The organism is Nostoc sp., assembly GCF_036917465.1.
GTDB lineage: Bacteria > Cyanobacteriota > Cyanobacteriia > Cyanobacteriales > Nostocaceae > Nostoc.
In genome coordinates, this window is record NZ_JBALDL010000059.1 from 97,485 (window position 1) to 110,437 (window position 12,953).

Here is a 12,953-nt window from a genome sequence, read left to right on the forward strand (position 1 = left end):
ATAAATAATTAAATAATGTAATGAATTTTCGGCAAATTGTGACATATGTTATGGACTGAGCTTGATACGGTGTTACACGAGAGGAAATTATATGAGGCATAATGGTTAACACGTAGCTATAAAAATTCCATTCATTGAAAAGGCAGCATTTGCTGCTGAAACATCTGTCCTAAATTATCGTCAAAGAAAGCTTGTATGTTTGTATCGCAGTCGGTAAACTACCCCATCAGCAACCAAAGTCGAATAAACATTAACTCCCAGCTGAACAGCCCTAGCAACATCGTACCGATGGTGGTAGAACAATCTGGCATGGGAGAAAGGGCTTTCGACATCTACTCCCGCCTGCTGCGAGAGCGGATTATCTTTTTGGGAACGCCAATAGACGATGCCGTAGCCAACTCAATTGTGGCTCAATTGTTATTCCTAGATTCCGAAGACTCAGAGAAAGACATCCAAATGTATGTTAATTCTCCTGGCGGCTCGGTCTACGCAGGGATGGCAATCTATGATACAATACAGCAAATTCGCCCTGATGTTGTTACCATCTGTTTTGGGTTAGCCGCGAGCATGGGCGCATTTTTGTTGACAGCAGGTGCTGCGGGTAAGCGAATGTCTCTACCCGACTCCCGGATTATGATTCACCAACCACTTGGTGGCGCTCAAGGTCAAGCTATTGACATTGAAATTCAAGCTAGAGAAATTCTTTACGTTAAGGCTAAGTTGAATCAGTTAATGTCTCATCATACTGGTCAACCCTTAGAAAGAATTGAAGCAGATACTGAGCGCGATTTTTTCATGTCGGCAGAAGAGGCAAAAAACTACGGTTTGATCGATCAGGTAATTTCCAGGCAAAATCTTCCCACAGCAGGGGAAAACGTCACCATTGTGAAATAAGAGGCTGGTATGTCTAAGTACGACTCCCATTTAAAATGTTCGTTTTGCGGCAAGTCTCAAGAGCAGGTGCGTAAATTAATCGCAGGGCCGGGAGTCTACATCTGCGATGAATGCGTTGACTTGTGTAATGAAATACTAGACGAAGAGTTACTCGATACCAGTGGTGCAGCAGCACAACCTGCACCAAGAGCAGAACCACCTCAAAAACGACGGACTCAATCTTCTAATATTTCGTTTAATCAAATACCCAAGCCAAGAGAGATTAAAAAGTATCTAGACGAACACGTTATTGGTCAAGACGAAGCCAAAAAAGTGCTGTCAGTAGCCGTTTACAATCACTACAAACGGTTAGCAGTTATTCAGTCTAAAGGCAGTGGGAAAGGTGGGGCGGATGATGCTGTAGAACTCCAAAAGTCCAACATTTTGTTAATTGGCCCGACTGGTTGCGGCAAAACTCTTTTAGCGCAAACCCTAGCGAAAATCCTAGATGTTCCCTTTGCCGTAGCTGATGCTACGACGCTAACGGAAGCAGGGTATGTGGGAGAAGATGTGGAAAATATCTTGCTGCGACTGTTGCAAGTGGCAGATTTAGATATAGAAGAAGCGCAACGAGGAATTATTTATATTGATGAAATTGACAAAATTGCTCGTAAGAGTGAGAACCCGTCAATTACCCGCGATGTTTCTGGCGAAGGCGTGCAGCAAGCGTTGCTGAAAATGTTAGAGGGAACGATCGCCAATGTACCACCCCAAGGAGGGCGCAAGCATCCTTATCAAGACTGCATCCAGATTGATACAAGTAATATTTTGTTCGTCTGTGGTGGTGCTTTCGTAGGCTTAGAAAAGGTTGTGGATCAGAGAGTTGGCAAAAAAGCAATAGGCTTTGTGCAACCTGGAGAAGTCCAAACGAAAGAAAAACGGGCAGCAGATACTCTTCGCCATCTAGCACCGGACGATTTAGTAAAATTTGGCATGATTCCTGAATTTATTGGGCGCGTGCCAATGGTAGCAGTAGTAGATCCGCTAGATGAAGAAGCGCTGATGGCGATTCTCACCCAACCACGCAGCGCCTTAGTCAAGCAGTACCAAAAACTGCTGAAGATGGATAATGTCCAGTTAGATTTTAAAGCAGAAGCTTTACGAGCGATCGCTCAAGAAGCCTACCGCCGTAAAACTGGTGCTAGAGCGCTGCGGGGGATTATCGAAGAACTTATGCTGGATGTCATGTACGAATTACCATCCCGTAAGGATGTGACACGTTGTACAGTAACACGGGAGATGGTCGAGAAGCGATCAACTGCCGAACTGATAATCCATCCATCTTCACTACCTAAGCCAGAATCTGCTTAATAGTCATTGGTCGTTGGTCATTGGTCAAAAACTAAGGAATAATAACCATGTACAAATGACTAATGACAACTGACAAAGGACAAATGACTAATGCCTTATATTAAAGTTCGTGGCGTTGAGCATTACTACGAATGGGTGAAAAAACCATCTGGTTCTTTGGTAAAACCAGCGATGGTTTTTATGCACGGTTGGGCTGGTTCGGCTAGGTATTGGCAAAATACCGCTAATACTTTATCAGAGCAATTTGATTGTTTACTGTACGATTTGCGAGGATTTGGCCGTTCTGGTGGTAAGCCAACCTTAGCCCAAGCAAGTGAAGCTGTTGCTGAGTCTGAGTCCCTGCAAGAAGAATCAGAGGCAATCAGAGAGTTGACTTATGAATTAGAAGAATATGCTGAGGATTTGGCAGCTTTGTTAGATGGGTTGCATCTTCAGCGCGTCTATATCAATGCTCACTCAATGGGCGCTTCTGTTGCCGCTTTATTTTTTAATCGCTACCCCCAACGAGTGGAACGAGGAATTCTAACCTGTAGCGGTATTTTTGAGTACGACGAAAAATCTTTTAGTGCCTTTCATAAATTCGGTGGCTATGTGGTGAAATTCCGTCCCAAGTGGTTAAGTAAAATCCCATTTGTTGACCGGATGTTTATGGCAAGATTTTTATATAGTCCAATACCACATTCTGAGCGTCAAGCTTTTTTACAAGATTTTCTCGAAGCTGATTACGATGCAGCTTTGGGTACAATTTTTACTTCTGTTAGTAAGACTCAATCTGAAGTGATGCCGCTTGAGTTTGCCAAGCTAACAGTACCGACTCTGCTCGTGGCGGGGGAGTATGACAAGATTATTCCAGCCGAGATGGGGCGTAAAGCAGCTGCACTGAATGACAAAGTAGAATTTGTGATGATTCCCAACACAGCACATTTCCCGATGTTGGAAGATGCTCCAACTTATATGCAACTAGTGCAAGAGTTTTTGCAAGTTTCCATACCAGAACCCCAGGTGTGATGACTTAAACGAACCACAGAGACAAGGCAGCGCATGGGGGTTTCCCCCAGAGCGACTGTCGCGCAGAGAAGGCAGAGAGAGGAAAAATAGAGAGGGTTTTTGCGCCAGTTCTGGATATTTCTCTATTTGGAAGCTCCTGTTAATTTTTTTGTTAAGCGTTCATTGTGGATTGAGATAGTTAGTATCTGTTCTTGAATCAAAGTTAGTTGCAAGAAGTTCTTGTTGGATAGCTTGCAAAAATTAGGCAATAGCGTCGTACTGGTCAGGATGGGCGATATATTTTAGCAACAAAGTTGGATCTAAATTCGGTAAGAAACCACTACGGTTTACTTCTTTATATTCGCCAACCGCGTTTAACCGGAATATCTTTATTTGGTCGGATTTCCAGAACCAAACTTCAGGTACTTTCTTGGGTTTGAATAACTCCTTACGGTTAATAGTGCCACTAGTAACAATGATTTCAATAACAATATCTGGCGTTTCTTTATTGCTGCCAATGCAGTAAGATTCATCTGGCGTTCCAGAAGCATACCCAGGTTCTTCGAGAGTGAAACCACCGCGGCCGTAGAACCGGATACCAAACTCTCTCATGTAAGCTTCTAGCAAATAGCCAAGAGTTCTTTTTACGTACTCATGTTTTTCACCAATGGGCGACATAATTTCTAATATTCCTATTGCGGTTGTCTTTTAACTGTGCCTCTATACCTTTGAATTCTTCCCAGGAAACATTAGCTATCGTTACAAGTTTCTCTTGTATGGGATGGTCTAGAAGTGGAATATTCATATCGCCTCTCAACAGTTGCTTTGATTGATAAGTAGGTGAATCAATATAGATGATAGATATTTTTACCCTTCTCTTAATTATCTAGGACTTACGCAAAAGTGAACTTGGTAGGGGCAATTCATGAATTGCCCCTACCTGGAAATAAGGGTTTTGACTATTGTTTGCGTAAATCCATTTATCTTTGAATTAACTCAAACCTAATTCTCGTTTTAGTAAGTTAATCGAGTTAGTGCCGATATAATTTTCAACTTTAATTAGCTTCGGTGGACGAATAATGTCTTCATCGGCTGCTTGTACGGCTGCTTGCACGGCTGCAAAACTGGCTTGATCAGTTATGATTACCTCAGCCCGTTTAACCATAGCTTGAAGTTTATAAGTATCTTTTGGTTGGGAAGTCATGACTAGTAGTTCATCTCCCCGCAGACCGTGGAGGATGACTTCTGCGGCTCGTGCAATCCCGGAACTGAGGCTAACTATGCCTACACAATTTTCTTTTGGTAGGGTTTTCAAGAGACTGAGTTCTTTGCTGTAGTCGTAGATATCCAGAGGAATCACCCGTGCGGCTTTTGGAGCTGCGATCGCTTCTACATTACTGATAAAATACCGACTTGTGACTACTGTCGCAGAGGTAGTTTTATCTAACACGGCTGTTAATTCTTCCATTGCTACCAACTGGATTGGGATTTTTAGCGATCGCTCTAATTCATAGACCATCAATTCACCAGCACCCATGTCATAGGATGGCACTGCAACAAGTACCCGCGCACTACAACGCAAGCGCCAGTCAATTTCTGCTAAAAATAGCTCTCTGGCTTGATTGAGTGAACATCCTTGGGTAAGCAGATCGTCAAGTGCTTTCTGGACAACTTGATATGCATCAGGATTTTGTTTGAGAATTGGTGATTGCAGCCTGCTACCGCCCTCATGACCTTGGGGGCGAACATAAATTCCTGAACCAGCCATACTTTCAACGAATCCGTCTTCTTCTAGTTGACGGTAAACTTTGCTAATGGTATTACGGTGTAATCCAGTTTGCATTGCCAGCGCCCGTGTGCTTGGCAATTTGTACGCTGGGGGATATTGCCGGGAAGCGATCGCAAATCGGATTTGATTAAACAGCTGGGTTGATGCGGGAATTTCGCTGTCTGGCTGAATACGGAATTGAATCATCACCAAACCTCCTGAATACTAAGTGCTGAGTTCTGTTAGCGGTAGCGGGGCTTTTAGCCCGTGCTGAGGTTTGAGTATTAAGTATTGCTTTTCTACTCAGCACTCTTTTTGTGTCCAGATGCATTTGCTACATATCAAATATTCTATTTACACATGAAGCTTTTCTGGTAGAAATGTCTATTGATAATTTAATTACAAAAAACCTGGGCATACTGGCATAGTTATATCAAATAAACACACGGCTAATCACACAGCACTGGTAAAAATTATTATGACAGAGCAAGCAATAATTACCACAACGGTTAATCTTTTGCAAGATAATATTCAAGTGTCTGCTTATCTTGCAGAACCAAAAGAACCTGGCTCTTACCCAGGAGTCGTGGTATTACAAGAGATTTTTGGTATCAACGTTCACATTCGGGATGTTACAGAACGGATTGCCAAACTTGGGTATGTAGCGATCGCACCTGCACTTTTTCAACGCACTGCTCCTGGCTTTGAAACCGGATACACACCCGAAGATATTGAAACGGGCAGAGGTTACGCTATGCAAACTCAAGCATCAGAGTTATCGAGCGATATCCAATTAGCAATTGACTACCTCAAAAATCTCCCCCAGGTCAAAAAGGATAGCTTTGGCTGTATTGGTTTCTGCTTTGGCGGTCATGTTGCATATCTTGCAGCCACCTTACCAGATATTAAAGCTACAGCTTCCTTCTACGGTGCTGGAATTACCACTCGCACACCAGGAGGTGGCGCTCCCACTGTCAGCCGCACCAGAGAAATTCCAGGAACTGTCTATGCCTTTTTTGGTAAAGAAGATGCTAGCATTCCACCCGAACAAGTAGATGAGATTGAAACAGAGTTAGAAAAATATAAAATTCCTCATCGTGTGTTTCGCTACGATGGAGCTGATCACGGATTTTTCTGTGACCTTCGTGCCAGTTATAATCCTAAAGCGGCAGCAGATGCTTGGGAGCAGGTAAAACAACTTTTTGGTCAACTGAACTAAAAACCATGCACCCAAGTCCGTCTTTGGTCATTAGTCATTTGTTATTTGTAAAGGACAAATGACTAATAACAATCTAAACTTCAATGGCATTAGCTCAAATAAAAATTAATCTTCAAAAGTCATGAATTCCGAATCGAAACTTTCTCAAACAGCCAATTCGTCATTTACAATGGACGATTTTGCCAAAGCACTAGAAAAACACGACTACCAGTTTCAAAAGGGACAAGTTGTACATGGTAAAGTGTTTCAACTTGACCATGATGGAGCTTATGTCGATATTGGTGGTAAGTCGTCAGCTTTTCTCCCACGCGATGAGGCTTCTTTGAGAGCAGTTACCGATTTATCGGAAGTGCTGCCATTGCAAGAAGAAATGCAGTTTTTGATTATCCGGGATCAGGATGCAGAAGGTCAAGTCACCCTTTCTCGCAAGCAGTTGGAAATCCAGCACATCTGGGAACGATTGGCCGAAATGCAGGAAAATACTCAGACTGTGCAAGTACGGGTTATGGGTGTGAATAAAGGTGGTGTTACCGTCGATATTCTTTCTTTGCGAGGGTTTATTCCGCGATCGCACTTGGCAGAGCGTGATAATTTAGAAGCACTCAAAGGTCAAAATCTGACTGTGGGCTTTTTGGAAATTAATAAAAACACCAACAAACTCATCCTTTCTCAACGTTTAGCAACTCGTTCTAGCAACTTCAGCTTATTAGAACTAGGTCAACTGGTGGAAGGTAAAGTTACTGGCATCAAACCTTTTGGTGTGTTTGTTGATTTAAATGGTATGGGGGCTTTGCTTCATATCAAGCAGGTAAGCCAAAAATTCATTGATTCTTTGGAAAAGGTATTTCAAGTTGGTCAGCCAATTAAAGCTGTAATTATTGACTTGGATGAGGGGAAAGGGCGAGTTGCTCTTTCTACCAGAGTTCTAGAAAACTTCCCTGGTGAAGTGCTAGAAAATATGGATGAGGTGATGGCTTCGGCTGAGGCGCGTGCTAATAGAGCTAATAACAAAGCTTCTGAATAGTTTTGAGGTTGGCTATTTGCACAAACGCATAAATAATGCCGCAGCTACACCACGTCGTAGATATCACACCTCCGATACGTGAGATTAATCGGTGAATAGCGCCTAAAAATTAACGGATATCGGAAGCCCTCACCCTCTAAGAGACGCTTTTCCCATTCAACTCTTAGTCAGGTGAGGATGAAAATAGGTGACAACGAGTACACCTCTCATAGGTTGATGAGGACATGGGGTGCATGATAGCACGGCTTTAGCGAGTGCGGATATTGTTCGTTATTGAAGAGTGTACAGCTATATTTGATGCACACATTGACTAAGCAATAGAGAACAAAACATTTAACAAAAATAAGGCACACAAATACTTTTACGCGCTGTTACGACGACAGTATTCAAGTGTGCCTTCCGTTTTGTTACAAACAGTAGAAGATAATGCGCTAGAGGCTATTAAAGCAACCAAGTTTAAGCGTATCCTTGGCTATAAATGCAGGTAAAATCAGAATTTCAGTTGTCAGAATACCTTTCCTATAAGCCGCAGAATTTATTCTGAGGGGGAAGTGTGGGCAATGCTATTTATCGGTCTGCTGGAAGCCTACACTGTAACCGTTTTGGTTCAGTGTAGGAGATGTAATTCTTGCAGCATTGAGACGTTCGGCGATCGCTCAATCCAGATGTTAACCAACTACAAATCACCAATGGAATAGGTTTTTGGCTATTTAGTTTTGCTCTTAATAGAGTTCTTCTTCTTTGTGAGTTTCGATTGTGACATCAGAAGTTGGGTAAGCAACACAGGTAAGTACATATCCAGCTTCTATTTGATCGTCATCTAAGAATGATTGATCGCCTTGATCGACTGTACCTGATACAATTTTACCTGCACAGGTCGAGCAAGCACCAGCGCGGCAAGAGTAGGGCAGGTCAAAACCTTTCTCTTCAGCAGCGTCTAGAATATAGGTATCGTCCTCAACATCAATGGTTGTGTCTAGATTTTCTTCCTTGTTGATTAGTCTAACTTTATAAGTTGGCATCTGAGTAATCCTCTCTTTTGTGAACGGTAGTATAAGTTATCTTAAGGCAAAGGTTGCGGGTGTTCTATGGAATTAGCCGCTAGTTTATATTTGCTTCAATTCTGATACTACGAGAAAAATTAAACTATGTAACTGGAAATTGAACCCGATTAGTAATGAAATTTAGTTACTTAATCCTGATAAGTTTTGTTTATGTATTTACTACTCTATTCAGGCAGTGATAATAAAAAGCTATCTACTCACTAGTAAAACATGATTAAATTTGATGTTATCTAAATTTGTTATAGGAATTTTTAACCCATAAGAGAAGATTTTTGTCAAGGAAATCAATAAAATTAAGGAAGTTTGAAATCAAAAAATTTCCTGCAACAACAAGGCTAACAAAAACCTATTTGTAGGCACGTTACATAATGGGTTTATACCAAGTTTTTATATAACAGTATCGTGTAATCAAATCTGATTTGCAACAAATTACCCAAGAGAGCGAACGCATCTTCTTAGGTGGTTCAATGGATGGTAACTGGAGAATTACCTTGGGTGAAGAACACCGCATTGAAGAAGCACCCGCCGCCTCCAAACCGATTCAGTCTGTGATTGATGTGCAGGTTGAGGCAGAAATGGTTGACGTTGTGGCGCGATTTAGTCCTGTGTTGACGTTTAAGGCGTAGCCCCTAAATAGAAAGCCCCTGGTCAACACCAGGGGTATCCATCTTTATTCCCTGATATTAGAATCGCATCTGTGAAGTTATCGCAAACCGATACTAATGCAATTACTGCATAAATTTAATGATAATTTTGCAATCAGCTAGTTAGATAGAGAAAAAAGGTTTAGTCCCTATTCTTCCAGTAAGCTTCTCAACATCCAAGCTGTCTTTTCATGTACTTGCATCCGTTGAGTTAATAAATCAGCGCTAGGTTCGTCGTTAACTTCCTCTATCACGGGGAAAATAGACCGTGCAGTTCTGACTACGGCTTCTTGTCCTTCCACTAATAAGCGGATCATTTCCACAGCTTTAGGAACTCCTGGAGTTTCTGGAATCGAACTCAGTTTGGCATATTCGCTGTAGGTTCCTGGTGCAGGATAGCCAAGCGCTCTAATTCTCTCGGCGATTAAATCAACTGCTAGGGCTAATTCTGTATACTGGGTTTCAAACATCAAATGTAGGGTTTGGAACATTGGCCCCGTGACATTCCAGTGGAAATTATGGGTTTTCAGATACAGTGTATAAGTGTCAGCCAACAGACAAGATAAACCCTCAGCAATTTTAGCCCTACTTGCCTGATCAATGCCGATATTTACATTTTTTACTGTTACTTTCGATGACATAATTTTCTCCTAATTAAGTTATATGTAATTGGGAATGGGGAATTGGGCATTGGGCATTGGCAAGAAAATAAATTAAGTCCCCATTCCCCATCCCCTACGCCAAGTGCATCTTTAATACGCTGCGGGGTGCTTTACGGACTCTGGCTAAAACGGTTTCTTTGCCTAAACGCTGGCAAGCTTCATATCGATGACAGCCTGAAAAGCCATAATATTGTCCATCTACTTCTAGGATATCAATAGGTTCTTGCTGCCCAATCTCCGCAATCGATTCCATTAAGGCTTGTACTTTATTTGGATCGTTTGCACGGGGCAATGGCCGTTTTATCTGATTTAATGGAATTTCTTGGACTCTAACCATAAAGAGTTTATCCAACTTGTTCTGTTTTATGTCTCTAAATAAATCATAGTCGTTATGACTTTGTTTTGCAACGTATATTTTGGGCAAAACTGGTAATGGTATCATTGGAGCGCTCATGCGACAAAAAGACCGTGCTGCAAAGCAATTGGAAAATCAGATCCAACGCCGCATTAGGGGGCAAAAGACGCTAAATTACTTACTACCGCTCCGCTATCAGGTAGCCATGAAATTTTCGCTTTGCCGTTTTTCCCACGCTGTGCTGACAACATTTTGTCTATTGGGACTAACTGCTGCATCAGGGCCTGAGAGCAATATCCAGGGCATGGAATTAAAAATTGGGATTGTGCAACGATTTGGCTCAGAACCCAAAGCCAGACTGCAACTGGAACCCACAAAAGGCGATCGCTTAAAGCTAAAATTTAAAGCGGGTAACAAGCAGCAAACTCTGGTGACAAAGAACCACGTATTGCTGGAAACAGTCATGCAAGCTTTACCCCAGCCAGATGTTGAAGAAATGGTAGTCTTAGGCACATATCGCACTTTTGAAACTGCGGAAGACAGTGCTAACAAATGGCGTTCTCAGGGAATAGAAGTGGAAATTGCCCAGCCAGAACGCTGGCAAGTTTGGGCTAAACGAGATGTTTATAGCACTCCTTTACTGCGTCGCTTGCTATTGCAAAACATCCAAGCTTCTACCAAAGAAAAAGTATATCTTGATACTAAAGTTTTAAAACAAGTGCCGCGAGTTAGTTGGGTGGTAGATGGTAAACGCTATAGCCCAGATAATTTGGAAATCAGCACTGATAAAAACTTGATTCGGGTGAATAAAAGCGAAAAACCAGAAAATGCTCGTCTTTATGCTGGGCAATTGAATTTGCAGCCAAATGCTTACGGCACATACACTCTAGTTAACCAAGTACCTTTAGAAACTTATTTACGTGGGGTTGTGCCTTACGAAATAGGTACAGATGCACCAACGGCGGCATTAGAAGCCCAAGCAATTCTCGCCCGAACTTATGCTTTAAGAAATTTACGCAGGTTTGCCGCAGATAATTATCAGTTGTGTGCTGATACTCACTGCCAAGTTTATTATGGGCTAAATGGAGCGGCTGCCAAAACAGACAAAGCGATCGCTTCCACCAGAGGTAAGGTAGTAACTTATAAAAACGAACTAGTAGATGCCCTGTATTCTTCTACTACCGGTGGCGTTACTGCTTCCTTCAGCGATGTCTGGAATGGCGACGATCGTCCCTATTTGCGCCCTGTACTAGATGCTGCAATTAATTTTTGGGATTTGTCTAAGCAAAGTTTGGCAGATGAAAAGAACTTCCAGAAATTTATTAATATCCAACAAGGATTTAATGAGAGTAAGTGGGATGCGTTTCGTTGGCACAAGGAAACCCGTTTGGAGGATATTATCAAAGACTTGCAGAAATTTTTGCAGGTGAAAAACAGTCCTTATGCCAAATTTAAGACAATTCAGGCTATGGCAGTGGTGAAGCGAAGCGAGAGCGGACGCATCCTGGAACTCGCCGTTAAAACTGATAAAAGTACCTTTATTCTCCACAAAGATGAAGTTCGTAGTGCCTTTGCTGCTCCTACAAGTACGCTTTTTTACCTAGAACCTCTGAATAAGGGCAAATCAGAACTGTGGGGATACGCTTTTATTGGTGGTGGATTGGGACATGGAGTTGGCTTGAGTCAAACTGGCGCTCAAAATCTCGCAAAATTAGGTTGGTCAAGTCCCAAAATTATCCAATTTTACTATCCTGGTACTCAGATTCAAATTATCAACAAAGAGATAAAACTTTAAGCAGGTTGCCACTGTTAAGTTGCATCTATCTTTAGCACTGCAACAAATTAAGCAAGTTAAAATTCCCTGACTTTAACTTATCCCCTATATCTTGGTAGATGTAGGGGATCATTTTGGAGGTATTAAGATAAATAGGGTGTGACCTATTGGTTTAGTTGGCGTGAGGATATTTTGATTATGGTAACACAGTATAAAAATATGCTCATATTTCTGTTTAAGTATTGATAAATGGGTCTTAAACATATATATATTGAGCATTTTGACAACTATCAACACTGTAACTATTCAATTTAGGTATTTATATGTTTCTAGTAACTGGAGCAACCGGAGGAATTGGTCGCAGAGTTGTGCGACTTCTACGACAACGAGAACAGTCCGTGCGGGCATTTGTCCGCCTTACCTCGCGCTACAGCGAGTTAGAACATCGGGGTGCAGAAATTTTTATTGGTGATTTGCTACGGGAAAAAGATATTGAAAAAGCTAGTCGGGGTGTGAAGTATATTATCAGCGCTCACGGTTCTGATAGCGATGCTCTATCCTTAGATTACAGCGCCAATATTGAACTGATTGACCAAGCAAAAGCCAATGGCGTAGAGCATTTCGTCTTCATTTCCGTTTTAGGAGCCGATCGCGGATATGAAGATGCTCCCGTGTTCAAAGCTAAACGAGCAGTAGAGCGATATTTGTCAGCTAGTGGCTTGAATTACACAATTTTACGTCCATCTGGATTAGCATCTAACTTGCTGCCACTGGTAGAACGATTTCGGGAAACGGGATTATATCTGCTGGTTGGCGATCGCAAAAACCGTACCTCAATTGTCAGTACCGATGATTTGGCAAGGATAGTAGTAGATTCTGTGACAGTTACAGGCGCTCGTAACCAGATTTTACCAGTGGGAGGCCCGGAGATTTTATTACGAGAAGATATTCCCCGGATTTTTGGTCGGATTTTCGCCAAAGAGCCAGTAATAATTAACTCACCACTATTTTTAATTGATGGATTACAAGGTGCATTGGGTTTATTTAATCCCCAAATCCAAAAAGCTTTGGGAACTTATCGCACATTGCTAGCAAATGAATTTTTCTGTACAAAAGATGAAATTGCCAATTTAGAAGCGATTTTTAACTTTCAATTGGAGACATTAGAAAACTTTTTGCGGCGCTATCTAGCAGTTTGAATTAAATGAGAAA

14 protein-coding genes are annotated in these 12,953 nt (G+C 41.8%); 8 read left to right on the forward strand and 6 right to left on the reverse strand.

The annotated features are described in order from the left end of the window. Positions 1–195: 195 nt before the first annotated feature. The 3 genes from clpP (at position 196) to V7K38_RS12780 (ending at position 3,252) form a co-directional block, all read left to right on the forward strand. Positions 196–894 (forward strand): ATP-dependent Clp endopeptidase proteolytic subunit ClpP, encoded by a 699-nt coding sequence (clpP, locus tag V7K38_RS12770; protein WP_334858238.1) that lies wholly within the window; start codon positions 196–198, stop codon positions 892–894. Positions 895–903: 9 nt separating this feature from the next. Continuing rightward, complete coding sequence (clpX, locus tag V7K38_RS12775; protein ID WP_334858240.1) at positions 904–2,244, forward strand: ATP-dependent protease ATP-binding subunit ClpX; 1,341 nt, start codon at positions 904–906, stop codon at positions 2,242–2,244. A gap of 90 nt (positions 2,245–2,334) precedes the next feature. Next, positions 2,335–3,252 carry an alpha/beta fold hydrolase gene (locus tag V7K38_RS12780; RefSeq protein ID WP_334858242.1) on the forward strand — a complete coding sequence of 306 codons (918 nt, stop codon included), beginning with the start codon at positions 2,335–2,337 and terminating at the stop codon, positions 3,250–3,252. 240 nt (positions 3,253–3,492) lie between these two features. Here V7K38_RS12780 and V7K38_RS12785 read toward each other — a convergent pair whose 3' ends face one another. The 3 genes from V7K38_RS12785 to V7K38_RS12795 form a co-directional block, all read right to left on the reverse strand. Then, complete coding sequence (locus V7K38_RS12785; protein ID WP_334858244.1) at positions 3,493–3,909, reverse strand: Uma2 family endonuclease; 417 nt, start codon at positions 3,907–3,909, stop codon at positions 3,493–3,495. Continuing rightward, positions 3,893–4,036: a hypothetical protein gene (locus V7K38_RS12790; protein ID WP_334858246.1), complete on the reverse strand. Its 144-nt coding sequence runs from the start codon at positions 4,034–4,036 to the stop codon at positions 3,893–3,895. Before V7K38_RS12790 ends, V7K38_RS12785 begins: the two co-directional genes overlap by 17 nt. 186 nt (positions 4,037–4,222) lie before the next feature. Continuing rightward, positions 4,223–5,206, reverse strand: coding sequence for a GntR family transcriptional regulator (locus V7K38_RS12795; protein ID WP_334858248.1), 984 nt, complete (start codon positions 5,204–5,206; stop codon positions 4,223–4,225). A 271-nt stretch (positions 5,207–5,477) separates the two neighbouring features. Here V7K38_RS12795 and V7K38_RS12800 point away from each other — a divergent pair, with 271 nt between their 5' ends. Continuing rightward, positions 5,478–6,218, forward strand: a complete 741-nt coding sequence (locus V7K38_RS12800; protein ID WP_334858251.1) for a dienelactone hydrolase family protein — start codon at positions 5,478–5,480, stop codon at positions 6,216–6,218. Between the two features lie 121 nt (positions 6,219–6,339). Next, positions 6,340–7,242: a S1 RNA-binding domain-containing protein gene (locus V7K38_RS12805; protein ID WP_334858253.1), complete on the forward strand. Its 903-nt coding sequence runs from the start codon at positions 6,340–6,342 to the stop codon at positions 7,240–7,242. A gap of 722 nt (positions 7,243–7,964) precedes the next feature. Here the strand turns inward: V7K38_RS12805 and V7K38_RS12810 are convergent. Then, a complete protein-coding gene (locus V7K38_RS12810) occupies positions 7,965–8,264 on the reverse strand; it encodes a ferredoxin (RefSeq protein WP_334858255.1) in 300 nt (99 codons plus the stop codon). Positions 8,265–8,725: 461 nt separating this feature from the next. Here V7K38_RS12810 and V7K38_RS12815 point away from each other — a divergent pair, with 461 nt between their 5' ends. Next, a complete protein-coding gene (locus V7K38_RS12815) occupies positions 8,726–8,932 on the forward strand; it encodes an RtcB family protein (RefSeq protein ID WP_334858257.1) in 207 nt (68 codons plus the stop codon). Between the two features lie 167 nt (positions 8,933–9,099). Here the strand turns inward: V7K38_RS12815 and V7K38_RS12820 are convergent, their stop codons facing one another. Together V7K38_RS12820 and V7K38_RS12825 are read right to left on the reverse strand one after the other, a co-directional pair. Next, positions 9,100–9,591, reverse strand: coding sequence for a Dps family protein (locus V7K38_RS12820; protein WP_334858258.1), 492 nt, complete (start codon positions 9,589–9,591; stop codon positions 9,100–9,102). Between the two features lie 94 nt (positions 9,592–9,685). Next, on the reverse strand, positions 9,686–9,949 hold the full coding sequence (locus tag V7K38_RS12825; RefSeq protein ID WP_334858259.1) for a sulfiredoxin: 264 nt from the start codon (positions 9,947–9,949) through the stop codon (positions 9,686–9,688). Between the two features lie 115 nt (positions 9,950–10,064). Between V7K38_RS12825 and V7K38_RS12830 the strand changes: the two genes are divergently transcribed. After that, complete coding sequence (locus V7K38_RS12830; protein ID WP_334858260.1) at positions 10,065–11,762, forward strand: SpoIID/LytB domain-containing protein; 1,698 nt, start codon at positions 10,065–10,067, stop codon at positions 11,760–11,762. A 302-nt stretch (positions 11,763–12,064) separates the two neighbouring features. Further along, entirely contained in the window at positions 12,065–12,940 is an 876-nt protein-coding gene (locus tag V7K38_RS12835; protein WP_334858261.1) for an SDR family oxidoreductase, read from the forward strand. The last annotated feature ends 13 nt before the right edge of the window (positions 12,941–12,953 follow it).

Bases quoted from the DNA above. Each gene is read 5' to 3' on its own strand.
- V7K38_RS12800 (WP_334858251.1), top strand. From the start codon at position 5,478: ATGACAGAGCAAGCAATAATTACCACAACGGTTAATCTTTTGCAAGAT.
- clpP (WP_334858238.1), top strand. From the start codon at position 196: ATGTTTGTATCGCAGTCGGTAAACTACCCCATCAGCAACCAAAGTCGA.
- V7K38_RS12820 (WP_334858258.1), bottom strand. From the start codon at position 9,591: ATGTCATCGAAAGTAACAGTAAAAAATGTAAATATCGGCATTGATCAG.
- V7K38_RS12780 (WP_334858242.1), top strand. From the start codon at position 2,335: ATGCCTTATATTAAAGTTCGTGGCGTTGAGCATTACTACGAATGGGTG.
- V7K38_RS12825 (WP_334858259.1), bottom strand. From the start codon at position 9,949: ATGGTTAGAGTCCAAGAAATTCCATTAAATCAGATAAAACGGCCATTG.
- V7K38_RS12805 (WP_334858253.1), top strand. From the start codon at position 6,340: ATGAATTCCGAATCGAAACTTTCTCAAACAGCCAATTCGTCATTTACA.
- V7K38_RS12830 (WP_334858260.1), top strand. From the start codon at position 10,065: ATGCGACAAAAAGACCGTGCTGCAAAGCAATTGGAAAATCAGATCCAA.
- V7K38_RS12785 (WP_334858244.1), bottom strand. From the start codon at position 3,909: ATGTCGCCCATTGGTGAAAAACATGAGTACGTAAAAAGAACTCTTGGC.
- V7K38_RS12790 (WP_334858246.1), bottom strand. From the start codon at position 4,036: ATGAATATTCCACTTCTAGACCATCCCATACAAGAGAAACTTGTAACG.
- clpX (WP_334858240.1), top strand. From the start codon at position 904: ATGTCTAAGTACGACTCCCATTTAAAATGTTCGTTTTGCGGCAAGTCT.
- V7K38_RS12810 (WP_334858255.1), bottom strand. From the start codon at position 8,264: ATGCCAACTTATAAAGTTAGACTAATCAACAAGGAAGAAAATCTAGAC.
- V7K38_RS12835 (WP_334858261.1), top strand. From the start codon at position 12,065: ATGTTTCTAGTAACTGGAGCAACCGGAGGAATTGGTCGCAGAGTTGTG.
- V7K38_RS12795 (WP_334858248.1), bottom strand. From the start codon at position 5,206: ATGATTCAATTCCGTATTCAGCCAGACAGCGAAATTCCCGCATCAACC.